At 77.2% G+C, this 21973-nt stretch carries 21 protein-coding genes; 11 read left to right on the forward strand and 10 right to left on the reverse strand.

Annotated elements, in window-relative coordinates:
- Positions 1–123 precede the first annotated feature (123 nt).
- The 6 genes from WDZ17_RS10885 to WDZ17_RS10910 all read left to right on the forward strand — a co-directional run bounded on the left by WDZ17_RS10885 (position 124) and on the right by WDZ17_RS10910 (position 7320).
- Positions 124–2304, forward strand: a complete 2181-nt coding sequence (locus WDZ17_RS10885) for a protein kinase family protein (protein ID WP_339575179.1) — start codon at positions 124–126, stop codon at positions 2302–2304.
- Position 2305: 1 nt separating this feature from the next.
- Positions 2306–3232, forward strand: coding sequence for an RNA polymerase sigma factor SigM (sigM, locus tag WDZ17_RS10890; RefSeq protein ID WP_339575180.1), 927 nt, complete (start codon positions 2306–2308; stop codon positions 3230–3232).
- Entirely contained in the window at positions 3229–4266 is a 1038-nt protein-coding gene (locus WDZ17_RS10895; RefSeq protein ID WP_339575181.1) for an RsmA family anti-sigma factor, read from the forward strand. The genes sigM and WDZ17_RS10895 overlap by 4 nt, the downstream gene beginning before the upstream one ends.
- 223 nt (positions 4267–4489) lie before the next feature.
- A complete protein-coding gene (trxB, locus tag WDZ17_RS10900; RefSeq protein WP_339575182.1) occupies positions 4490–5503 on the forward strand; it encodes a thioredoxin-disulfide reductase in 1014 nt (337 codons plus the stop codon).
- A gap of 73 nt (positions 5504–5576) precedes the next feature.
- Complete coding sequence (gene trxA / locus WDZ17_RS10905; RefSeq protein WP_339575183.1) at positions 5577–5900, forward strand: thioredoxin; 324 nt, start codon at positions 5577–5579, stop codon at positions 5898–5900.
- Positions 5901–6078: 178 nt separating this feature from the next.
- On the forward strand, positions 6079–7320 hold the full coding sequence (locus WDZ17_RS10910) for an N-acetylmuramoyl-L-alanine amidase (RefSeq protein WP_339575184.1): 1242 nt from the start codon (positions 6079–6081) through the stop codon (positions 7318–7320).
- Positions 7321–7420: 100 nt separating this feature from the next.
- Here WDZ17_RS10910 and WDZ17_RS10915 read toward each other — a convergent pair whose 3' ends face one another.
- The 10 genes from WDZ17_RS10915 to rpmH all read right to left on the reverse strand — a co-directional run bounded on the left by WDZ17_RS10915 (position 7421) and on the right by rpmH (position 14876).
- The gene (locus WDZ17_RS10915; protein ID WP_339575185.1) at positions 7421–8089 is read right to left on the reverse strand and encodes a GNAT family N-acetyltransferase; all 669 of its coding nucleotides are present in this window, start codon (positions 8087–8089) and stop codon (positions 7421–7423) included.
- A 67-nt stretch (positions 8090–8156) separates the two neighbouring features.
- A complete protein-coding gene (locus WDZ17_RS10920) occupies positions 8157–8360 on the reverse strand; it encodes a hypothetical protein (protein WP_339575186.1) in 204 nt (67 codons plus the stop codon).
- Positions 8357–9535 (reverse strand): ParB/RepB/Spo0J family partition protein, encoded by a 1179-nt coding sequence (locus tag WDZ17_RS10925; RefSeq protein ID WP_339575187.1) that lies wholly within the window; start codon positions 9533–9535, stop codon positions 8357–8359. Before WDZ17_RS10925 ends, WDZ17_RS10920 begins: the two co-directional genes overlap by 4 nt.
- Positions 9532–10614, reverse strand: coding sequence for a ParA family protein (locus WDZ17_RS10930; protein ID WP_422631953.1), 1083 nt, complete (start codon positions 10612–10614; stop codon positions 9532–9534). Before WDZ17_RS10930 ends, WDZ17_RS10925 begins: the two co-directional genes overlap by 4 nt.
- A 427-nt stretch (positions 10615–11041) precedes the next feature.
- On the reverse strand, positions 11042–11758 hold the full coding sequence (gene rsmG / locus WDZ17_RS10935; protein WP_339575198.1) for a 16S rRNA (guanine(527)-N(7))-methyltransferase RsmG: 717 nt from the start codon (positions 11756–11758) through the stop codon (positions 11042–11044).
- Complete coding sequence (locus tag WDZ17_RS10940) at positions 11755–12411, reverse strand: Jag family protein (protein ID WP_339575189.1); 657 nt, start codon at positions 12409–12411, stop codon at positions 11755–11757. The genes rsmG and WDZ17_RS10940 overlap by 4 nt, the downstream gene beginning before the upstream one ends.
- A gap of 53 nt (positions 12412–12464) precedes the next feature.
- Positions 12465–13703, reverse strand: a complete 1239-nt coding sequence (gene yidC / locus WDZ17_RS10945) for a membrane protein insertase YidC (protein WP_339575190.1) — start codon at positions 13701–13703, stop codon at positions 12465–12467.
- Positions 13704–13854: 151 nt separating this feature from the next.
- The gene (gene yidD, locus WDZ17_RS17500) at positions 13855–14328 is read right to left on the reverse strand and encodes a membrane protein insertion efficiency factor YidD (RefSeq protein ID WP_422631948.1); all 474 of its coding nucleotides are present in this window, start codon (positions 14326–14328) and stop codon (positions 13855–13857) included.
- Positions 14325–14732, reverse strand: a complete 408-nt coding sequence (gene rnpA / locus WDZ17_RS10955; protein WP_339575191.1) for a ribonuclease P protein component — start codon at positions 14730–14732, stop codon at positions 14325–14327. The genes yidD and rnpA overlap by 4 nt, the downstream gene beginning before the upstream one ends.
- Positions 14733–14738: 6 nt before the next feature.
- The gene (gene rpmH / locus WDZ17_RS10960) at positions 14739–14876 is read right to left on the reverse strand and encodes a 50S ribosomal protein L34 (protein ID WP_339575192.1); all 138 of its coding nucleotides are present in this window, start codon (positions 14874–14876) and stop codon (positions 14739–14741) included.
- Positions 14877–15390: 514 nt separating this feature from the next.
- Here rpmH and dnaA point away from each other — a divergent pair.
- The 5 genes from dnaA to WDZ17_RS10985 all read left to right on the forward strand — a co-directional run bounded on the left by dnaA (position 15391) and on the right by WDZ17_RS10985 (position 21937).
- Positions 15391–16800 carry a chromosomal replication initiator protein DnaA gene (gene dnaA, locus WDZ17_RS10965; protein WP_422631954.1) on the forward strand — a complete coding sequence of 470 codons (1410 nt, stop codon included), beginning with the start codon at positions 15391–15393 and terminating at the stop codon, positions 16798–16800.
- A 733-nt stretch (positions 16801–17533) separates the two neighbouring features.
- Positions 17534–18670 carry a DNA polymerase III subunit beta gene (gene dnaN / locus WDZ17_RS10970; RefSeq protein WP_339575194.1) on the forward strand — a complete coding sequence of 379 codons (1137 nt, stop codon included), beginning with the start codon at positions 17534–17536 and terminating at the stop codon, positions 18668–18670.
- 205 nt (positions 18671–18875) lie between these two features.
- The gene (gnd, locus tag WDZ17_RS10975) at positions 18876–19868 is read left to right on the forward strand and encodes a phosphogluconate dehydrogenase (NAD(+)-dependent, decarboxylating) (RefSeq protein ID WP_422631955.1); all 993 of its coding nucleotides are present in this window, start codon (positions 18876–18878) and stop codon (positions 19866–19868) included.
- Between the two features lie 124 nt (positions 19869–19992).
- Positions 19993–21336, forward strand: coding sequence for a DNA replication/repair protein RecF (locus WDZ17_RS10980; RefSeq protein WP_339575196.1), 1344 nt, complete (start codon positions 19993–19995; stop codon positions 21334–21336).
- Positions 21329–21937: a DciA family protein gene (locus WDZ17_RS10985; protein ID WP_339575197.1), complete on the forward strand. Its 609-nt coding sequence runs from the start codon at positions 21329–21331 to the stop codon at positions 21935–21937. The genes WDZ17_RS10980 and WDZ17_RS10985 overlap by 8 nt, the downstream gene beginning before the upstream one ends.
- The last annotated feature ends 36 nt before the right edge of the window (positions 21938–21973 follow it).

Raw genomic sequence — 21973 nt, forward strand, 5'->3', positions numbered from 1 at the left:
CCCCGGGCCGCGCCGCTCCGGCGCCTACGCTGGCGGGACGTCGGCGCGGGTCCGGACGGACGGCGCGGGACGGGCAGGCAGACGCGTCCGCGGGGGCCGCGGCGGAGGACGGAGGACCCGGAGTTGGACGCCGACGCAGGAGCAGCACCGCTGCACGAGGGGGACGCGCTCGCCGGGCGCTACCGCCTGGTCCGGCGCACGGGCGGCAGCGCCCCCGCGCAGGGCCCCGCCCCCACGGGCAGCACGAGCACCTGGCACGCGCGCGACCTCGTCCTGCGTCGCCCGGTGGAGCTCCTGGCCGTGGCCGGCGGCGCCGAGGACGTCGTCGACGCCGCCCGGCGCGCGGCCCTGGTCGAGGACCCGCGGGTGCTCCGCGTGCTCGACGTCGGCGGCGCGGCGGTCCCGGGCGCCCCGGGGGCAGGGACGGAGGCGGCGGCGGACGCGACGGGAGGCCCGGACGACGCGGTCACGGGCTGGTCCTTCGTCGTCACGGAGTCCGTGGCGGGGGAGTCGCTGGCCGCGCTCGTCCGGCGGCGCGGTCCTCTGCCGGCCGCGCTCGTGCGCACCCTCGTCGGCGAGGCCGCCCAGGCGCTGGAGCGCGCGCGCTCCCTCGGGCTGCACCACCGCCACCTCTCCCCGGAGCACCTGCTGCGCGCCCGGGACGGCGGCGTCGTCGTCACGGGGGTCGAGGTGCGCGCCGCCGCGGCCGACGGCGACCCGGCCGAGCCCGCCGCCCCGGGCTCGCTCGTCGACGGCGGCGTCGTCGGCGTCCCCCTCGACGACGGCGACGACGGCGGCGCCCGGTCCGCCCACGAGGCCACCGGCGGGTCCCGCGTCCGCAGCGCCCCCGGCGAGGTGGACCCGGCCGTCGCCGCGCGCGCCGACGCCGTGGCGCTCGTGGCGCTCGCCTACGCGGGGCTGACGGGACGCTGGCCCGACCCGCTGCGCGGCGTCGACCCGGCCGCACCGACGGGTACGGCGGCCGGCGCCGGAGGACCGGTGGGGGGACTGCCGGCCGCGCCGAGGGGCGACGCGGGCCCCGTGCCCCCCGGGGACCTCGTCGCGGACGTGCCCGCCGACCTGGACGTGCTCTGCTCGGTCGTGCTGGGGCCGCACGAGGACGGCCCCCGCACCCCCGGCGAGCTCGCCGACGAGCTCGCCCCCTGGGAGTCCCCCTACCTCGACGGCCGGGCCGGCGGCGGGGGCGGCGTCCCCGTGGCGACGGCCGCCGCGTGGGTCCCCCCGGCGCGGCGGCCCGAGTCCTCCGCCGCGACGGCGCACGAGGCCGAGCCCGTCGGGGAGCGGCCGGACGGGTCCTCGGACGCGTCGTCCGCCGTCGACGAGACGTCGGCCCTCGACGAGCCGGTCCCCGTGGGCGCCCTCGCCGGCGCCTCCACGGCGGGCGGGGCCACGCCGGTCGGGGTCACGCCGGGCGGGGCCACGGCCCCCGCCGGGCCGGCCCGCGGGTCCGCCGACGCCGGCCCCGCGCGGGCCGCACGCCCGGCGCTGCGTCCCCGGGCGTCGTCGGGGTCCGCCGCGGCCGTCGAGGCCGGGGCCGCCGGCGTCGCCGCGGCCGGGGAGAGCCGCTCTGCCGCGGGCGGGAGCGGCGGTGCGGGCCGCGACGGCGTCCTCGCCGCCGAGCCCGGGCGACGCCCGGGCCGGGCCCAGAGCGCCGTCGTCATCGTCATCGCGCTCGTCGCCGTCGTCGTCGCCCTCGTGCTCGCGCTGGGCGTCCTCCAGGGGATCGGCTCGGGCGGGGGCGGGGGCGGGGACGACGAGGCCGCGGCGCCCGGCGCGACCGTCGAGCCCTCGTCCGCCGCGACGAGCCCGGCGCCCTCCTCCACCCCGACGCCGTCGTCCGACGAGACCGGCGGTCCGGTGCCCGTGATCTCCGAGGGGGCCGCGGTGGACCCGGGCGGCGACGGCGAGGAGAACGACGACGAGGTCCCGGACGCGCTCGACGACGACCCGAGCACCAGCTGGAGCTCCTCGACCTACACGACCGAGGACTTCGGCAACCTCAAGACCGGTGTCGGATACGCCGTCGAGCTGCTGCAGCCCGCCCTCGTCAGCGCGGTCACGCTGACGACCGAGGGCGACGGCGGCTCCGTGGAGCTGCGCACCGCGCAGGGGCCGACGTTCGACGGGTCGGAGGTCGTCGCCACCGCCGACCTCGACGGCGGCGAGGTCGAGATCGAGCTGGACGAGCCGGTCCGCACCCAGGACCTCCTCCTGTGGTTCACGAGCCTCCCCGAGGTCGACGACGGCTACGCCGTCGAGCTCTCGCAGGTCCAGGTCCGCTGAGGTGCCCGCCCGCGGTCGCCCGCGGGGGCAGGGGACGGGGGCGAGGTCGTGGGACGGCCGTCGGGCGACCGTCCGGCCGGGCGCCGGGGCCGGCCGGCGCGAGGCGGCCGGGGCGGACCCCCGGGACGACGGGGAGCTGCTGCGGGCGCACGTCGCCGGTGACCCCCGGGCCTTCGAGGAGGTCGTCCGCCGGCACAGCCCCCGGCTGTGGGCCCTGGCCGCCGGCGTGCTCCGGGACGGCGACGAGGCCGCCGACGCCCTCCAGGACGCGTTCGTCTCCGCGCTGCGGGGGGCCTCGACGTTCCGCGGCGACGCCGCCGTCGGGACGTGGCTGCACCGCATCGTGGTGAACGCCTGCCTGGACCGGCTGCGGCGCTCCCGGGCCCGGCCCACCGTGCCGCTCGACGCCCCGACCGGGAGCGGCGAGGGACGCACCGCCGCCGAGCTGCTCCGGGCGCCCGGCGACCCGCACGCCGGCGTCGAGACGGAGGTCGACGTCCGCGCGGCGCTCGCCGCCCTGCCCGAGCACCAGCGCGCCGCCCTCGTCCTCGTCGACCTCCACGACATGCCGGTCGCCGAGGCCGCCGCCGTCCTCGGGGTCGCGGTCGGCACCGTGAAGTCGCGCTGCGCGCGCGGGCGCGCGGCGATGGCCGACCTCCTGCGGGCCCGTGGGCTCGACCCGCGCCCGTCCGCGACGGACGCCGGGGGCCGCCGGGCGGAGGAGGGCGCCCCGGTCTGCCCGGGGAACCCCGCGGCGCCGCACGACGTCCCAGGGGACGGGGACGCGACGTCCTCCGGACGCCGACGGTCCCCCGCGCCGCCCCCGACGGGTGGCCCCCCTCAGCACGCCCGCCCGCCCCATACCCGCCCGCCCCACGCCCGCCCGCCCGACGACCGCCCGCCCGACGACCCCGTGGAGGTGCCGTGACGACGCCGCACCCCTGGGACGGGACCGACGGTCCCGGGGACGGCCACCCGCGCGAGGACGACGTCGACGCGCTGCTGGACGCCGACCTCGCCGAGGTCCGCGACCGTGGGGGCCCGCAGGGACCTCCGCCCGAGGCGCTCGTCGCGGCGCACGTGCTGGGGTGCACCCGCTGCCGGCACGTCCTCGAGGACATGCGGGGCGTCCGGGAGCTGCTCCGGGCGCGCGCCGCCGGCGCACCGCCGCCACCGCGGGACCTGCAGGCGCGCATCGCCGCGGCGGTGGCGCACGACGCCGAGCGCGAGCGCCGTGCCGGGCGCCGACGACGACGCCGTACGGCCTTCGCGCTCGCCGCCTCCGGCGTCGTCGTGGCCGGCCTCGGCACCGCGGTGGCGCTCTCGGCCGGCCCGGTGCTCGGCGGTGGCGGCGCCGACTCGGCGGGCGGCGGCGCCGCGGGCGGCGAGGCCGCCCGCGCGGGCGTCGCCCCCGTGGTGATGGCCTCGGGCACCGACTACCTCCCGGGGCAGGTGGGTCCCCAGCTCGACGAGGCCGTGGCGCACCACTCCGGGACCCCCGCGGACCTCGCGCCGGGCGAGGCTGCCGGCGCGTCCGGCCAGGGAGGGACCGACCCGAAGGGGACCGACCCGGACGGGTCCGGCACGGCGGGATCCCGCACGGAGGGCTCCGTCCCGGGGGGAGCGGCTCCCGACCGGGCCCCGGGGGCGACGCAGGACGGTGCCCCGGAACCGGCCGACGTCCCGGCCGACGTCCCGGGCGACCCCAGCGGCCTGTCCGACCCGGACCGGCTCGCCGCGTGCCTGGACGACCTGGGTCGGTCGGGCGCCGTCGTCCTCGCCGTCGACACCGCCCGCTGGGAGGGCCGGCCCGCCGACGTCCTCGTCGTCGAGGCCCCCGGGGCACCGGGCGGGGCCACCTCGGGGACCTCCGCGCTCGGTCGTCCGGTGCAGGTGTGGGTCGTCGCGCCGGGGTGCGCGGGCGGCGAGGAAGGCCTGCGCCACTACGAGGTCCTGGGCTGAGGTCCTGGGCTGGGGTCCTGGGCTGGGCGCCGCCGCGAGGAGGCGGTGGTCGTCCCCCGGTGCGGGGCGGGGCCGTCCGGGGGACGGGCGCCGGCGGGGAACAGCCGCACCGCCGGTGGACGTTGGAGCCCTCGCACCGACGGGTGCGGCCCGTCGGGTCCGGACCGAGTCCGGGCGAGCAGGGCCGGACCGCGACCATCCCGAGGCGAGGAGCGCAGCAAGCGTGAGCGACGACGTCCGCAACGTGATCATCGTGGGCAGCGGCCCGGCGGGGTACACCGCCGCCGTGTACGCCGCGCGCGCCAACCTCTCGCCGCTCGTCGTCGCGGGGTCCGTCACCGCCGGCGGGGCGCTCATGAACACCACCGAGGTGGAGAACTTCCCCGGCTTCCCCGACGGCGTCATGGGGCCCGACCTCATGGACAAGATGGAGGCGCAGGCCAAGCGCTTCGGCGCCGAGATCGTCTTCGACGACGTCACGCAGATGCGCCTGTCCGGCGACGTGAAGGAGGTCGTCCTCGGGGACGGCACCACCCACCGCGCCCGGACGGTCGTGCTGGCGCTCGGCTCGGCCTACCGCGAGATCGGCCTGGAGAACGAGAAGCGGCTCTCCGGCCGGGGTGTCAGCTGGTGCGCGACCTGCGACGGCTTCTTCTTCCGCGACCAGGACATCGCCGTGGTCGGCGGCGGGGACTCAGCCGTCGAGGAGGCCACCTTCCTGACCCGTTTCGCCCGGTCCGTGACGCTCGTGCACCGTCGGGACGAGCTGCGAGCCTCGAAGGTGATGCAGGACCGTGCCTTCGCCAACGACAAGATGCGCTTCGCCTGGGACACCGAGGTCGTCGACGTCCTGGGGCAGGACAAGGTGTCCGGCCTGCGGGTCCGCAGCACCACGGACGGCTCCGAGCGCGAGCTCGACGTCACCGGCCTGTTCGTCGCCATCGGGCACGACCCGCGCGTCGAGCTCGTGAAGGGGCAGGTCGACCTGAACGACCACGGCTTCATCGCCGTCGACGGACGCTCGTCCCGGACGAACCTCGCCGGTGTCTTCGCCTGCGGGGACGTCATCGACCACGAGTACATGCAGGCGATCACGGCGGCGGGCAGCGGGTGCGCGGCGGCCCTGGACGCCGAGCGCTACCTCGCCGAGCTCGGGGACGCCGGGTTCCCGGCGCCCGAGGCCAGCCTCACCGAGGACAAGCCGGAGATGGCCGCCTCCGCCGGCAACCGCCCCTGACCGACCAGCACCGACCCCCCACCACCCGGACCGTCCCGGTCACCACCGGACGGCACCAGCACCGAGGAGCGCCGTGAGCACCAAGCCCGTCACCGACGACACGTTCGACACCGAGGTCCTGGGCGCGGACAAGCCCGTGCTCGTCGACTTCTGGGCGCCCTGGTGCGGCCCGTGCCGCCAGGTCTCGCCGATCCTCGAGGAGCTGTCGGACCAGTACGCGGACAAGATCGCCGTCGTCAAGGTCAACACCGACGAGAACCCGCGCATCGCGGCGAGCTACGGGATCACCTCGATCCCCACGCTCAACGTCTACTCCGGCGGTGAGCTGGTCAAGTCCATCGTCGGCGCCAAGCCCAAGCCCGCCCTCGTGCGCGAGCTGGCCGACTACCTGGGCTGAGCCCCCGACCCCGGAGCCGGTCCCCGCTGACCTCGCTCCGCCGACCGACGGCCCCCGGCACCCGCCGGGGGCCGTCGGTGCACCAGCACCCACGACCGCCCGCCCCCGGGGTCGTCGTGGTACGAAGCAGCCCCGCGCCGGTGACCTCCGGTGCGCGCACGGCACGAGGAGGCGACCGGTGAGCCAGGCCGACCACGTCCTGCGACGGGGGGCCCTGCGACGGGGGGACTCCGGTCCCCGCGTCTCCGCCCTCCGCGACCTGCTGCTGCGCGCCGGGGTCGACGTCCCCGGGGCCCCCCGCCCGGGAGGGGCCGGCCCGGACGGCACCGGGCCGGACGGCACCGGGCCGGACGGCACGGAGGAGCTCGACACGTTCGGCACCGCGCTGGAGCAGGCCGTCCGGGCGTTCCAGCAGGCGCGCGGCCTGCGGGCCGACGGCGTGGTCGGTCGGCAGACCTCGCGGGCCCTCGACGGGGCCCGCTGGCGGCTCGGCGACCGCGTCCTGCGCTACGTGCCCGGTCACCTGCTGCACGGCGACGACGTCGTGGCGCTGCAGAGCCGGCTGCTGTCCCTCGGGCTCCTCGACGACCGGCGGGACGGCCGGTACGGGCCCCGCACCGAGGCCGGGGTGCAGGAGCTGCAGCGCAGCTGCGGCACCGCCGCCGACGGGGTCGTCGGCCCGGCGACCGTGGACGCGCTGCGGCGCCTCGACCGCTCCGTCGGCGGCGGCGACGCGTCGGCCCTCCGCGACGCGGAGCGCACGGCGCAGGCACGCCGTCGCACCGGCCACGTCGTCCTCGTCCACCCGGCGCACGGCGGTGACGACCCGGGAGCCCTCGGCCACGGCCTGCGCGAGGCCGACGTCGTCCTGGACCTGGCGCAGCGCCTCGAGGGCCGGCTCGCCGCGTCCGGGACGGCCGTGGTGCTGAGCCGGGGGGCCACGCAGGAGCCCTCGGCGGAGGATGCCGCCGACCTCGCCGACGCCGTCGGCGCCGACGTCGTCCTCGCGCTGCACTGCGACGCGCTGACGCCGGTGCGGGGCTCGGCGGACCCCGCTCGCCTCCCCGCGTCCCCCGCGCGCGGCGTCGCGACCTTCTCCTGGGGGTCGGCGACGTCCCGCTCGGTCGAGGGAGCCCGGCTGGCCGGGCTGGTCCACCGCGAGGTGCTCGCCCGCACCGGTCTCGCCGACCTCCGCACGCACACGTGGGACACCGACGTCCTGCGTCTGACGCGGATGCCCGCGGTCCGGGTCGAGCTCGGCTACCTCACCTCGCCCGAGGACGCCGCCGAGCTCGCCGACCCCGCCTTCCGCGACCGTTGCGCCGAGGCGCTCGCCGCCGCGGTGCACCGCTTCTTCCTGGAGGCGGACCAGGACGTCCCCACCGGCCTCCTCCCGGTCGTCGCGGCCCCGAGCGGCTGAGCCCGACCGCTGGTCGCAGGCGGCCCCGCGGTCGGCGCGACCTGGTCGCAGGCGGCCCCGCGGTCGGCGCGTCCTGGTCGTAGCCGGCGCCCCCGGTGGTTCAGCCGAGGGCCGGGACCCTCAGGTCGGCGAGGATGCGGTCGAGCGCCCGCTCGACGTCCTCGCGCCACTGCAGCGCCGTGCGCAGCTCGAGCCGCAGGCGCGGCCACCGCGGGTGGTCGCGCACGACCTCGAAGCCGACCTGGAGCAGGAACTCCGCCGGGACGTGGCACGACCCCTCCATCCGTGCCGCGGGCACGGCCGTCGGGTCGCCGCGACCGGGCACGGCGTCCTCGCCGGGCGTCCCGGCGACGCGGGCGAAGGCCTCGACGGCCCGCACGCCGCGGCGCGTCAGGTCCTTGGCCGCCGACTGCACGAGGACCCGTCCCAGCCCGCCCCCGCGGTGCCCCGGGAGGACGCCCCCGGTCATGAGCAGCACGGCGTCCGCGCTCACCGGTGAGGTCGGGTAGCCCGTCGAGCGCGGCACCAGGTGCGGCGGGGCGTACGTGACGAAGCCGGCGAGCTCCCCGCCCTCGTGCGCGACGCGGCCGCAGGACCCCCACTCCAGGAGGGTGCGCGACAGCCACGCCTCCTTCTCGAGCGCCGGGTCGCCCCGACGGCGCACCGCGGCGGCGGACGCCTCGTCGAGCTCCCACCGCAGGCAGGTGCGGCACGGGTCCGGCAACGAGGCGACGTGCGCGAGCGTCAGCGGACCGACGCTGCGGCTCATCCGCACGTCCCGCCCTCCACGAGAGGCAGGGACGTCGCCCCGGGGCTCATGACGGCGGCACAGCCCCTCACCCCGTCCGTCGGGGGTCGTACCCCGCCCGCCGGCGCGGCTGCAGCAGCGCCCCCACGAAGGCCGCCGCGGCACCCAGCGAGAGGCCGAGGCCGACCGCCGCCGCCGTCCGCCGACGAGCCGCGGCCCGCTCGGACGCCGGCCCGCCCGCCGCGCCGGTGCGCGCGCTCAGGGGCGGGCGGGAGGGCGGACGTCGTGTCACCCCGGGCTCCCGGACCCGGCCCCGTGCTCGTCCACCACCGGGTCCACCACCGGGTCCACCACCGAGCTCACCACCGGGACCGCGCCCGGGGCGAGGACGGCGAGGATGCGCTCGAGGTCGTCGGCCCCCGCGAACTCCACCGACAGCCGTCCCTTGCGGCGGCCGACGGTCACGGTCACCCGCGTCTCCAGACGCTCGGACAGCGCCGACGCGACCGCCTCCGCCCTCTCGTCACGCTGCTTCGGCGCCGCGGGACGGCGAGCCGGGCGGGCGTCCTCGCCCAGGGCGACGGCCTCCTCCGTCGAGCGGACGGAGAGGCCCTCGGCCACGACGCGCTGCGCGAGGCGCTCCATCGCCGCGGCGTCCGGGAGCCCCAGGAGAGCCCGCGCGTGCCCCGCCGACAGGACGCCGGCCGCGACCCGTCGCTGCACCAGCGGTGGCAGGCGGAGCAGCCTCATGGTGTTCGTGATCTGCGGGCGGGAGCGCCCCAGCCGTCGGGCGAGCTCGTCGTGCGTGCAGCCGAAGTCCTCGAGGAGCTGCCCGTAGGCCGCACCCTCCTCCAAGGGGTTGAGCTGGCTGCGGTGGAGGTTCTCCAGCAGGGCGTCGCGCAGCAGGACGTCGTCGTCGGTGCGCCGGACGACCGCCGGGACCGTCGTGAGACCCGCCCGTCGGCAGGCGCGCCACCGGCGCTCGCCCATGACGAGCTCGAAGCGGGCACCGCCCGTCGGTGCGTCGCCGTCGTCGCGGCCCTCGACGTCGTCGGCCGCCAGCGGCCGGACGACGACGGGCTGGAGCACGCCCACCTCGCGGATGGACTGCTCGAGCTCCGTGAGCTCGTCCTCGTCGAACTCCTGCCGTGGCTGGCGCGGGTTGGGCCGTACGTCGTCGACGGGGATCTCCACCAGACGGAGCCCGGGGACGTCGACGAGGTCCCCGTCCTCGTTCCACGTGGAACGCGACCCGTCCTGCGGCGCCGCGACGACGCCGTCCTCGACGACGACGACCTCCCCGTCCGAGACGGCACCCGCCGGGTTCCACGTGGAACGAGGGACGTCCTCCACGGCCGTCACGGGCACCGCGCCCGGCCAGAAGATGTCCCGGGGGCGCTCGCCCTCCGGACCGGCCGGGATGAGGGCACCCAGCCCGCGGCCCAGCCCTCGTCGTCGTTCCGTCATCGCGTCATGCCCGTCCTGCTCGTCATCGCCGGCGCTGCTCCTCGTCGCTGCTGCTCGTCGCTGCTCCCGGCCCCGCCCGCTGCCAAGGGGCGCTCAGCCAGCTCCCGCGCGGCGGCGAGGTAGGAGAGGGCCCCGCTGGACCCCGGGTCGTAGGTCATCACGGTCTGCCCGTACGAGGGCGCCTCCGACACGCGGACGGACCGCGGGACCGTCGTGGCGAGGACCTGGGCGGGGAAGTGCTCACGCACCTCCTCGGCGACCTGCGCCGCCAGCCGCGTGCGGGCGTCGTACATCGTCAGCAGGATGCTCGACACGTGGAGCCCGGGGTTGAGGTGCCGCGTGATCATCTCGATGTTCTTCAGCAGCTGGCTCAGCCCCTCGAGCGCGTAGTACTCGCACTGGATGGGGATGAGCACCTCCTCGGCGCACACGAAGGCGTTGAGCGTCAGCAGGCCGAGGCTCGGGGGGCAGTCGACGAACACGTAGTCGGGGGCGCGGTCACCGCGGGCGGCGCACCGCTCCAGGTAGCCGGCGACGGCCGAGCGCAGGCGGGTCTCGCGCGCCACCATGGACACGAGCTCGATCTCGGCGCCGGCGAGGTCGATCGTGGCGGGCGCGCACACGAGCCCCGGCACGTCGGGGCAGTCCTGGAGCACGTCCTCCAGCGGCACCTCGTCGACGAGGACGTCGTACAGACCGGGCACCTCGGCGTGGTGCTCCACCCCGAGCGCCGTGGAGGCGTTGCCCTGCGGGTCGCCGTCCAGGACGAGCACCTGCAGCCCCGCCTGCGCCAGGGCCGCGGCGAGGTTCACCGTCGTCGTCGTCTTCCCGACGCCACCCTTCTGGTTGGCCACGGTGAGCACCCGGGTGCGGGCTGGTCGGGGGAGCTGGCGACCGCTCAGGGCGATCCGTCGCCGGGCGTCCTCGGCCACCTGCCGGGCCAGCGGCGTCGACTCGTCCGTCTCGGGCAGGGAGCCGGCGAGCTCGGCCCGCCGGGCGTCGTCCTCCGCGGTGCTCTCGACGCTCGGGCGAGCAGGACCCTCGGCCGTTCCCTCGTCGTCCCCGGGCCCGTCCACCACCGCGGACCGTGACGCCTCGGCCACCGGCCCCGGCTCGCCCCCCGTCGCGCGCGGGCCGGAGCTCGTCGGCGCGGGCGGGACCTCGGGAAGGCTCTCGTCGCCGTCCCTCTCGTCGCCGTCCCTCTCGTCGCTGTCCCTCTCGCCGCCGGCTCTGTCGCCGCCGTCGCCCTCGGTCGTTGGACCGGCCGTCGCGGTCGCCGACTCCTCCGCCGCGCCGACGCGCCGGGACGGCACGCCCGCCGCGACGACCCGGTCCACCGCTGTTCCACGTGGAACGACCGGCCATCCGAGCGCGTCACCCGACCCGTCCGCCGTGGTCGGCCACCCCGGCGCCGTGCTCGTGCGCACCCGCGTCCTCCTGCTGATCGTCGCCGTCCGGCCCCGCCCGTAGGTCGACCCGTCCGGGTCGTCCTGCGGCGCGGACGCCCTACCGCCGGCGACCGCCGGGGCGGCTCCCGACCCTAGCCCGCACGACGGTCGTGGGGTCCTCGAGCACCTCGCCCCCGCACGTCACCACCTCGACGTCGCGCAGCCCGGTGCGGCGCAGCGCGGCGGCGTGCTCGGTGACCTCGTCGTCTGCCCGACCACCCTTCACGGCGAGGAGCAGACCGTCCGGGACGGCGAGGGGAGCGCACCACCGGGCGAGCCGGTCGAGCGGCGCGACGGCCCGCGAGGTGACGACGTCGCCCCGGACCGTGCCGACCAGCTCCTCCGCACGGCCCCGGACGACGCGGACCCTCAGCGGCGGCAGGTCGTCCGCGGCGTCGAGGACCTCGACGACGTGCTCCAACCAGCGCGCACGGCGCAGCGACGAGTCCACGAGGACGAGCTCCAGGTCCGGCCTCGCCATCGCGAGCACCAGCCCCGGCAGCCCCGCCCCGCTGCCCACGTCGACCACCACCGCACCCGCGGGGACGAGCTCGGCGACCGCGGCGCAGTTCAGCACGTGCCGCGTCCACAGGCGCGGGACCTCCCGCGGGCCGACCACCCCCCGGACGACGCCCTCGCCGGCGAGCTCCCGGACGAAGGCGCGGGCCCGTGGCAGACCGGTACCGAGCAGCAGCTTCGCCTCGGGCGGCTCCAGCGCCGTCTCGTCCGGACGCGGCGCGTCGAGCCCGCCCGGACGCCCGTCGAGCCCGCTCAGGGCGCGGCCGTGACGACGACGTGCCGCTCGGCCGCCGCCCCCTCGGACTCCGAGACCAGACCGGCGTCGGCGACGACGTCGTGGACGATCTTCCGCTCGTACGGGTTCATGGGCTCGAGGTGCACGGCCGGCGTGCCGGCGCGGACGTCCTCCACGGCGCCGCGCGCCAGCCGCTCGAGCACGACCTGGCGCTCCTTCCGGTAGCCCCCGACGTCGAGCAGGAGACGGCTGCGCTCGCCCGTCCGGGCCTGCACGGCCAAGCGGGTCAGCTCCTGCAGCGCCTCGAGGACCTCGCCGTCGGACCCCACCAGGCGGCGCAGCGACGTCGGGGAGGCCTCGTCGGCCAGCACCGACACCGAGGCACGGCCGTCCTCGACGTCGATGTCGAGGTCGCCGTCCAGGTCCGCGATGTCCAGCAGCTCCTCGAGGTAGTCGGCCGCGACGTCGCCCTCCTGCTCCAGGCGCGCCCTCCGCGACGGGGCCGAGGCCTCCCCGTCCGGCTGCCCCCCGTCCGCCTGCTCCCCGTCGGGCTCGCCGGAAGCCGCGAGGTCGTCCACCGGTGGTCCGTCCGCGTCCCGCGTGGCCGGCGCGGGCACGTCGGCGGTCGCGGGACCGGTGGTCTGCGCGTCCAGCGCGCCGTCCTGCTCGCTCATCGGGCTGCAGCCCCTTCTGTGTGCTGGCGGAGGAGGGTGGTGGCGGAGTGCTGTCAGCTGCCGCGAGAAGGTCGCCCCGCGGGTCGGGAGCCCTGGCGGCCGCGCTGCCCGGCGGCCCGACCGCTGCCGCCGCCCCGCCGCGCCGCCGGCGACGACGGGGTGGACGAGGTCGTCGGGGGCGGCGTGGAGCCCGGCGGACGCCCCGCGGACCCGGTCCGGGCGGTGCGGGCGCCTCCCCGCGTCCCGTCCGTGGCGGCCGACGACCCGGGCTCGACCGACCCCCCGGCCTCCGGCGTGCCGGTCGGCGACGACGGGTCCTTCGCCGGACCCCCGGTCGTCGGCTGCCCCGGGCGCCGCTGGCGGTCCTTGCGCCGCGGCTGGACACGCTGGCCCCGCGGCGCCTCGGCGGCGGCCGCCGGCCCGGTCGGCGCGGAGCCGGTGAGCTCCTCCACGGCCACGCCCTTGCGACGTGCCCGACGCTCCAGCATCTTCGTCTCGGCCTCGGACCCGGGGGCCGGCATGTTGCGGATCACGTAGAACTGCTGGCCCATCGACCAGACGTTCGTGGTGAGCCAGTACAGGAGCACGCCGATGGGGAAGTTGACGCCCGTGACGGCGAACACCAGCGGCAGGACGTACATGATGATCTTCTGCTGCTGCGCCATGGGGTTGTCGGCCATGGACGCCGGCATGTTCTTCATCGTCAGCTGCCGCTGCGTCGTGAAGGTCGTCACCGACATCAGCACGATGAGCAGGACCGTGACGACCTTGGTGACGACGTCGTCGCTGCCGAGGAAGGTCGACGACAGCGGCGCCCCGAGCAGGGTCGACGCCTCGGCCTGCGCCGCCACCTGCTGCGTCATGCGACCGATCGGCTCCTGGTCGCCCGAGGCGATGCCGGACAGCCCGTTGAGCACCCGGAACAGGGCGAAGAAGATCGGCATCTGCAGCAGGATCGGCAGGCAGGACGCGAAGGGGTTGGTGCCCGCCTTCTTGTAGGCGGCCATCGTCTCCTCCTGCATCTTCTGCCGGGAGGCGGGGTCCTTCTTCCCCTTGTACTTCTGCTGGATCTTGCGCACCTCGGGTGCCACCAGCTGCATGCCCCGCGACGCCTTGATCTGCTTGACGAACAGCGGGATCAGCACGACGCGGATGACGACGACGAGCGCCACGATGGACAGCGCCCACGTGAGACCGGAGGTGGCGTCGAGGCCCACGGCGGTCAGCAGGTCGTGCGCCGTCACCATGATCCAGGCGACGACGTACTCGATGGGGCGGAGGATCTCGAGCATGGGCTCCTGCCGTGGTGGGCGTCGGTGGTGCTGTCGTGGCGGTCCGGCCCTGCTCCGGTGCAGGACCTCGGGACGGTCGGGACGGTCGGGACGGGCACCAGCGTGGCAGCGCGCCACGGTCGGTCGCGCCCGGGTGGCCGCGGCCGGCGGGTCAGGCCGCCGGTCGGCCGGGCGGGTCCTCCCGGGCGCGTCCCGGCGGGCTGCGGCGAGGGCCGTCACGGGGAGGGACGTGGTCGACGCCTCCCGGGTTCCAGGGGTGGCACCGCAGCAGCCGCCGGGCGGCGAGCCCGGTCCCCCGCACGGCGCCGTGCTCCTCGAGCGCACGGACGGCGTACGTCGAGCAGGAGGGGTAGAAGCGGCAGACCGGCGGGTACCAAGGCGAGACGACCAGCTGCCACGCCCGCACGAGGAGGACGAGCACTCGCCGCGGCAGTCCCCGGGTCGCCGGCGCGGGCGTCGACACACCGTGCGCCGCCCTCGACCCCGCGGGTCCGCCCCCGGCCACGGAGGTGCTGTCCACGGGGGCCCCGTCCACGGGGGCCCCGTCCACGGAGATCGCGTCCACGGAGATCGCGTCCACGGAGATCGCGTCCACGGAGCTGCGGGCCGCGCCCACGGGGGTCATGCCGTCCCCGTGCCGGCGGGGCGGGAGCCCCGCGGTCGCCCGGACGGGCCGGAGCGGCGTCCCGGGGTCGCCCGTGCCGCCGACGCGAGGGCGCCGTCGAGGTCGGCGGCGAGCGCCGAGGACGTCGCCCCCGCCGCGGGGGGCAGCGCCCGGACCACGAGCTCTGCGCCCCGCGGCAGGGCGTCCAGCCGCTCGGCGACCAGGTGCTGGAGCCGGCGCCGCACCCGGTTGCGGACGACGGCCCCGCCGACGGCCCGCGACACGACGAACCCCGCCGCCGCGGGCTGCGGCAGCGGGGTCAGCGCGAGGTGGACGACCAGCGCGGGCCGTCCGGACCGGGCGCCCGAGCGCACCGCGCGCCGGAAGGCGTCAGCGGTGCGGACCCGTCGACCGGCCGGGAGCACGACGGGTCAGGCCGAGATCTCGGCGCGACCCTTGCGGCGCCGGGCGGCGAGGATGGAGCGGCCGGCGCGGGTGCGCATCCGCAGGCGGAACCCGTGCGTCTTGGACCGGCGACGGGTGTTCGGCTGGAAGGTGCGCTTGCTCACGGGGGCTCCTACGGGTGTGGCGCGCCGTCGTCCGGCGCTCGGGTGTCACGGGCTCTCCACTCCCGGGTCGGACCCACCCGGCGCAGCCCACGGGCGGGGCGTGCACCGACGTCGACGACCGGGCTCGGACCGCCTCACGGTACGGGCGCCCTCGCGGGCGGTCAAACGGCTCCGGGGGCGCCCCCAGCCCTGCGACGACGAGTGGCAGAACCATCAATCATCACCCGGTCTGGGGGTAGGGTCCGCGGACCGACACGCCGGACGCCGGGAGGTGCTCGCGCCGTCGTCCCCCGGGGCTCGTGCCGGGCCGCAGGACGGGGTCCGGTGCCGTGGACGGAGGGCGCACGGCACCCTGCCCTCCTGTGCTACCCACAGGTGTGGACAAGTCTGTGGACCGCCGCTGCCGGGGGTCGGTCGCCCGGCCCGCGGGCCCGGGCACCGCAGTCGCCGGAGGAGGCGCGTGAGCACGCAGAGCACTGACCAGGTGGACCTCCCGACCGCGTGGGGACGCGCCATGCAGCGCTTCCGCGGGGACGAGCGGATCACGGCCTCGAACCTCGGCTTCCTCCGGCAGACCCGTCCGCTCGGCCTCCTGGACGGCACCGTCCTGCTGGTCGTGCGCGACGAGCTGACGAAGAACGTCCTCGAGCAGCGGGTCCGGGACGTCGTCGTCGGGGTCCTCGGGGACGAGCTGGACCGCCCGGTACGCCTCGCCATCACGGTGGACCCCTCGCTCGACGTCGACGCGACGGCGGACGGCGGGGCCGCCGGTCCCGACGGGACCGACGACGAGGACGACGACGGCGAGGACGCCGTGCGCGCCGCCGTCGAGGCCGAGGCCCCCGCGATGGCCGCGGTCCGCCCGCGCGACCCGGGCCGCCCGACCGAGCCGACGCGGCTCAACCCGAAGTACACCTTCGACAGCTTCGTCATCGGCGCGTCCAACCGCTTCGCCCACGCGGCGGCGGTCGCGGTCGCCGAGGCGCCGGCGAAGGCCTACAACCCGCTGTTCGTCTACGGCGAGTCCGGGCTCGGCAAGACGCACCTGCTGCACGCCATCGGCGACTACGCGGCCAAGCTCTACGCGGGCGTCCGGGTGCGGTACGTGAACTCGGAGGAGTTCACCAACGACTTCATCAACTCCATCCGCGACGACAAGGCGTCGGCGTTCCAGCGCCGCTACCGCGACGTCGACGTGCTGCTCATCGACGACATCCAGTTCCTGTCCAACAAGGTGCAGACGCAGGAGGAGTTCTTCCACACCTTCAACACGCTGCACAACGCGGACAAGCAGGTGGTCGTCACGAGCGACCTCCCGCCCAAGCAGCTGTCCGGCTTCGAGGAGCGCATGCGCTCGCGCTTCGAGTGGGGCCTCATCACCGACGTCCAGCCCCCCGACCTCGAGACCCGGATCGCGATCCTGCGCAAGAAGGCGGCCGGCGACGACCTCCAGGCGCCGGACGACGTGCTCGAGTTCATCGCGAGCAAGATCTCGACGAACATCCGCGAGCTCGAGGGTGCCCTCATCCGGGTCACGGCCTTCGCGAACCTCAACCGCCAGGGCGTCGACCTGCCGCTCGCCGAGGTCGTGCTCAAGGACCTGCTGACCGACACGGGCACGGGCGTCGTCACCGTCGCGACGATCATGGCGCAGGCCTCGGACTACTTCGGCGTCACGATGGAGGACCTCGCGGGCGCCTCCCGCTCGCGGACGCTCGTCACGGCCCGGCAGACCGCCATGTACCTGTGCCGGGAGCTGACCGACCTGTCCCTGCCGAAGATCGGCCAGGCCTTCGGCGGTCGTGACCACACGACCGTCATGCACGCCAACCGCAAGATCCGCGAGCAGATGGCGGAGCGCCGGTCCACGTTCAACCAGGTCACCGAGCTGACCAACCGGATCAAGAGCCAGCACCGCACCTGAGGTCGCCCCGCGCACCGCTGCGGACCCCTCGGCGCCGACCCCGACGTGGAGGTCGGCGTCACGTCGACGTGACGCTGCGCGACCGTGCCGCTCCTGCCGTCACCCGTCCGGCCCGACGAGGGGCCCGGGACGTGACACGTCTTCCCCGCCCGAGGAGGTCGCCCGCTCCTCTGCGTCATCGTCCCTCGCCCGCTGTGACCCCCCACAGGTGTGCACAACCCTGTGGACGGCTGTGGAGATCCCCCCGCCGGGGTCCACACCCCCGTGGACGAGGGCCCGCACCCGGTCGCGCACCCACAGGCACGCCTCCGGCCTGCGCAGCGCCGCCACCACGTCGTCCCGAGGCCGACACGCGAGCTGACCAGGGCGTCCGCCCCGTCCTCCACAGCCTCCACAGGACCGATGACGAGGACGAGTCTCCCCGGACGACAGGAAGCTCCGCGCACAGCTGGGGAGGGGGCGACCTGGGGACGCCACCCGCCGGCACGTCGGCCGGGACGTCGGCCGGGACATCGGCGGGGACATCGGCGGAGGCACCGACCGGGGCCTCCGCCGGACCGGGACCGGTCGCGAGGGTGCCCCCGGCGGTACCGCCTGCCGTAGGGTCGGCGACCGCGCCCGCGCGTCCGCCGGGCGCTCCGGGTGGATGGTCGCGGGTGCCCCGCGGACGCACCTGCTGCTGCGGGGCCGCGGCTGCGGGAGGGGTCCGGGCGCCGAGGAGAGGTCGGTCGACGTGAGGTTCAGGGTCGAGCGGGACGTGCTGGCCGAGGCGGTCACCTGGACGGCGCGGTCCCTGCCGACCCGGCCGCCGGTGCCGGTGCTCGCCGGCCTGGTGCTCGACGCCGACGCGAGCGGTGCTCTCGTGCTCTCCGGCTTCGACTACGAGGTCTCGGGTCGCGTGGAGGTCGCCGCGGAGGTCGACGAGCCGGGCCGGGCGCTCGTCTCGGGCCGGCTCCTGGCCGACATCGCCCGCAGCCTTCCCGGGCGGCCCGTCGAGGTCGCCAGCGAGGGTCCCCGCGTCACCCTGACCTGCGGGGCGAGCCGCTTCCAGCTGCTGACGATGCCGGTCGAGGAGTACCCCTCCCTCCCGGAGATGCCCGGCTCCAGCGGGGTCGTCGCGGGCGACGTCCTCACGCAGGCGGTCGGCCAGGTCGTCGTGGCCGCGAGCCGGGACGAGACCTTGCCGATCCTCACCGGCGTCCGCATGGAGATCGAGGACGACCGCCTCACCCTGCTGGCGACGGACCGCTACCGCCTCGCCATGCGGGAGCTGCCGTGGCGCCCGGCGTCACCGGGCGCGTCCACGACGGCGCTCGTGCGGGCCCGCACGCTGTCCGAGGTGGCCCGCTCGCTGGGCACCGGCGGCGGGGACGTCGTCGTCGCCCTCTCGGACGCGTCCACCGGCACGGGCCTCATCGGCTTCGAGGCCGGGGGCCGCCGCACGACGTCGCTGCTCGTGGACGGGGAGTACCCCAAGGTCCGCTCGCTCTTCCCGGCCGAGTCGGCCGCCCGCGCCGTCGTCGTGCGCGAGGACCTCGTCGGGGCCGTCCGGCGCGTCTCCCTCGTCGCCGAGCGCAACACGCCCGTCCGCCTGTCGTTCAGCGAGGGCCAGGTCGTGCTCGAGGCGGGCGCGGGCGACGACGCGCAGGCCAGCGAGGCGCTGCCGGCGACGCTCGACGGCGAGCCGCTCGAGATCGCCTTCAACCCAGCCTTCCTGCTCGACGGGCTCGGCGCCCTCCCGAGCGAGCACGTGCGGCTGTCCTTCACCCAGCCCACCAAGCCCGCCGTCCTCACGGGCCAGGCGGAGGCCGACGGCGACGACGACCCGGGCTACCGCTACCTGCTCATGCCCGTGCGGATGGCCGGCTGAGCACCACCCGGGCCGCCTGGCAGCCTCCGCGCGGAGGGCCCCGGGCGGCGCGGGAGGCCCGCAGGCGCCAGGCTGGCGCCGACCTGCACGACCGACGTCGTCGCCGTACGGCGGCTGGAGGAGCGGCATGACCACGGACACGAGCACCAGCACGGCGAGCGGCTCCGAGCAGCGGCCCTCGACCGAGCCGGTCCACCACCTCGGGATGGTCGGGCTCGGGAAGATGGGTGGCGGCATGCGCGACCGCGTCCGCCAGGCCGGCCTCCAGGTCACCGGCTACGACCGGGACCCCGACGTCACGGACGTCGAGAGCCTCGAGGCCCTCGTCGCGGCCCTCCCGACCCCGCGCGCCGTGTGGGTCATGGTGCCCTCCGGACCCGTCACCCACCGGGTGGTCAGCGAGCTCGCCGACCTGCTGGAGCCGGGCGACCTGCTGGTGGACGGCGGCAACTCGAAGTGGACCGAGGACGAGGACCACGCGCAGCAGCTGGCCGCGAACGGCATCCGCTTCGTCGACTGCGGCGTCTCGGGCGGGGTGTGGGGCCTCGAGGCCGGCTACGGCCTCATGTGCGGCGGGGCGCCCGAGGACGTGGAGCGGATGCTGCCCGTCTTCGACGCGCTGCGCCCCGAGGGCCCGCGCGAGGAGGGCTTCGTCCACGCGGGCGCCGTCGGCGCCGGCCACTACGCGAAGATGGTGCACAACGGCATCGAGTACGGCCTCATGCAGTCCTACGCCGAGGGCTACGAGCTGCTGCTGGCGAAGGGGATCGTCACCGACGAGACCGGCTGCTTCAAGGCGTGGACCCGCGGCACCGTCGTGCGCTCGTGGCTGCTCGACCTCCTCGTGCGCGCGCTCGAGTCCGACCCGGGGCTCGAGGGCATCGAGGGCTACGTCGACGACTCCGGGGAGGGCCGTTGGACGGTGCAGGAGGCGGTCGAGAACGGCGTCCCCGCGCCGGTCATCTCGACGGCCCTGTTCTCGCGCTTCTCCTCCCGCCAGCCCGACTCCCCGGCGATGAAGGCCGTGGCGGCGCTGCGGAACCAGTTCGGCGGCCACGCCGTCCACACCGCCGGCCCGAGCTCGGGCGGGGGCGACGCCGACGCCGACACCCGGGGCGCGTCCGGCGGCCGGGACGTCGAGGACGCGCCGCAGGCCGGGCCCACGTCGGGCGGCCGCGAGGTCGACCACTCGGCGTAGGCGGCCCGGGGCGCAGCCGCGGCGAGCCCGGACGGAACCCCGCGGGCGAGGGCCCGACGAGGAGGGCCCACCGCCCGCCCCGAGGGCGGGGTGGGGGTCCGCGAGCAGGACGGAGGTCGGCGCGGTGCACGTCGCGCACCTGTCCCTCGCCGACTTCCGCAACTACGAGCGGGCGGAGCTGCCCCTCGAGCCCGGGGTGACGGCGCTCGTCGGCCCCAACGGGCAGGGGAAGACGAACCTCGTCGAGGCCCTGGGGTACGTCGCGTCCCTGTCGAGCCACCGCGCGGCCCAGGACGCCCCGCTCGTGCGGGCCGGCGCCGAGCGCGCCGTCGTCCGCGCGAGCGTCGTCCGGGACGGGCGGCCGCTCCTGGCCGAGGTCGAGATCAACCCCGGCCGGGCCAACCGGGCCCGGCTCGGCCGCTCCGCGCTACCGCGGGCCCGCGAGATCGTCGGGACGTTGCGGACGGTGCTCTTCGCCCCCGAGGACCTGGCGCTCATCAAGGGCGACCCCGAGGGGCGCCGCCGGTTCGCCGACGACCTCCTCGTGCTGCTCGCCCCCCGGCTGGCCGGGGTGCGGGCCGAGTACGACAAGGCGCTGCGGCAGCGCAACGCCCTGCTGCGCGGTGCCGGGGCCACGAGCGCCGCGCGCCGGGGCGCCGGCCCGGCGTCGAGCCTGGCCGCGGGGCTGGAGGTCTGGGACGCGCAGCTCGCGACCCTCGGTGCGGACCTGCTGTCGGCGCGCCGGTACCTGCTCGCGCGGCTGGCCCCGTACGTCGCCCGGGCCTACGACGCCGTCGCCGAGACGGCACCGGGCGGGGTCGGCGCCGGTGCGGCGGCCGCCGGTGCCCCGGCCGACGTCGTGCGGGTGGCCTACCGCGGCTCGCTCGCCGAGCACCGCGGCGAGGGCGAGGAGGACTCCTCCGCCGAGGCCGCCCGCGAGCGGGGGGCGCCCGCGCGCGACGTCCTCGCCGCCCAGCTCCTCGCGGCGATGGAGGACCTGCGCCGCCGCGAGGTGGAGCGAGGGCTGACGCTCGTCGGTCCCCACCGCGACGACGTCGTCCTCACCCTGCGGGGGCTGCCGGCGCGGGGGTACGCCAGCCACGGGGAGTCCTGGTCGCTCGCGCTCGCCCTGCGGCTCGGCGCGTACGAGCTGTTGCGCAGCGAGGGGCCGGGCACGCCGTCCGAGCGCGAGCCCGTGCTGGTCCTGGACGACGTCTTCGCGGAGCTGGACGCGCGGCGCCGCGCCCGGCTGGCCGAGCTCGTGGCGGACGCCGAGCAGGTGCTGCTGACGGCCGCGGTGCCCGAGGACGTCCCGCCCCAGCTCACCGGGCGCCGCGTCCAGGTGCGTGCGGGCACGCTCGTGCTGCCGGACCCGTCGGGGTCCGGTGGGTCGGGCGGGGACGGTGGGTCGGGCGGGGACGGTGGCTCGGTCGGGGACGCGGCGGCGGAGGTCGAGGGGCGTGGCTGAGGACGCGAGGGAGGAGCCGGGCGCGACGCCGGAGGACGACAGGGGCGCGCCCGCCCCGGGCGCGACCGACTCCTCGGCCGACGCCGTCCGCGCCGCGCTGGGCCGCGCCCGGGCGGCGGCGCGCGAGCGCGGCCTGCTGCCGGGCGCCCCCGGCTCCCACGGCGCCGCCGCCCGCTCGGCCCGCCGCGAGAGGGACCAGCGACGCCGGGCCGGCCCGTCGATGTCGGGGGCGCGCCCCGACGACCGGGACCCCCAGACGATGGGGCGCAGCGTGGACCGTCTCGTGGGGGAGCTGGGCTGGTCGGCCCCCGTCGCCGTCGGCGGCGTCGTCGGCCGCTGGGAGCAGGTGGTGGGGCCCGAGGTGGCGGCGCACGCGGCGCCCGAGCGCTTCGAGGGCGGCGTCCTGACCGTCCGCGCCGACTCGACGGCGTGGGCCACCCAGCTGCGCCTGCTCGAGCCGGTGATCGCCCGTCGCCTCGACGAGGAGCTGGGCGCCGGCGTCGTCACGCGGCTGCAGGTCCGCGGGCCCGGTGCCCCCTCCTGGCGGCGCGGCCCGCGCCGGGCGGCCGGGGGCCGCGGTCCCCGCGACACCTACGGCTAATGGCGGCTACCGGACCGGTTCCGCAAGGGGCAGGGT

Origin of the sequence: Pseudokineococcus basanitobsidens (genome assembly GCF_037482545.1) — a bacterium.
GTDB lineage: Bacteria > Actinomycetota > Actinomycetes > Actinomycetales > Quadrisphaeraceae > Pseudokineococcus > Pseudokineococcus basanitobsidens.

Excerpts from the sequence above, each read along its gene's own strand:
- WDZ17_RS10915 (WP_339575185.1), bottom strand. The coding sequence starts at position 8,089 with ATGAGCCGCAGCGTCGGTCCGCTGACGCTCGCGCACGTCGCCTCGTTG.
- yidC (WP_339575190.1), bottom strand. The coding sequence starts at position 13,703 with ATGCTCGAGATCCTCCGCCCCATCGAGTACGTCGTCGCCTGGATCATG.
- gnd (WP_422631955.1), top strand. The coding sequence starts at position 18,876 with ATGGTCGGGCTCGGGAAGATGGGTGGCGGCATGCGCGACCGCGTCCGC.
- dnaA (WP_422631954.1), top strand. The coding sequence starts at position 15,391 with ATGCAGCGCTTCCGCGGGGACGAGCGGATCACGGCCTCGAACCTCGGC.
- yidD (WP_422631948.1), bottom strand. The coding sequence starts at position 14,328 with ATGACCCCCGTGGGCGCGGCCCGCAGCTCCGTGGACGCGATCTCCGTG.
- WDZ17_RS10940 (WP_339575189.1), bottom strand. The coding sequence starts at position 12,411 with ATGAGCGAGCAGGACGGCGCGCTGGACGCGCAGACCACCGGTCCCGCG.
- WDZ17_RS10925 (WP_339575187.1), bottom strand. The coding sequence starts at position 9,535 with ATGACGGAACGACGACGAGGGCTGGGCCGCGGGCTGGGTGCCCTCATC.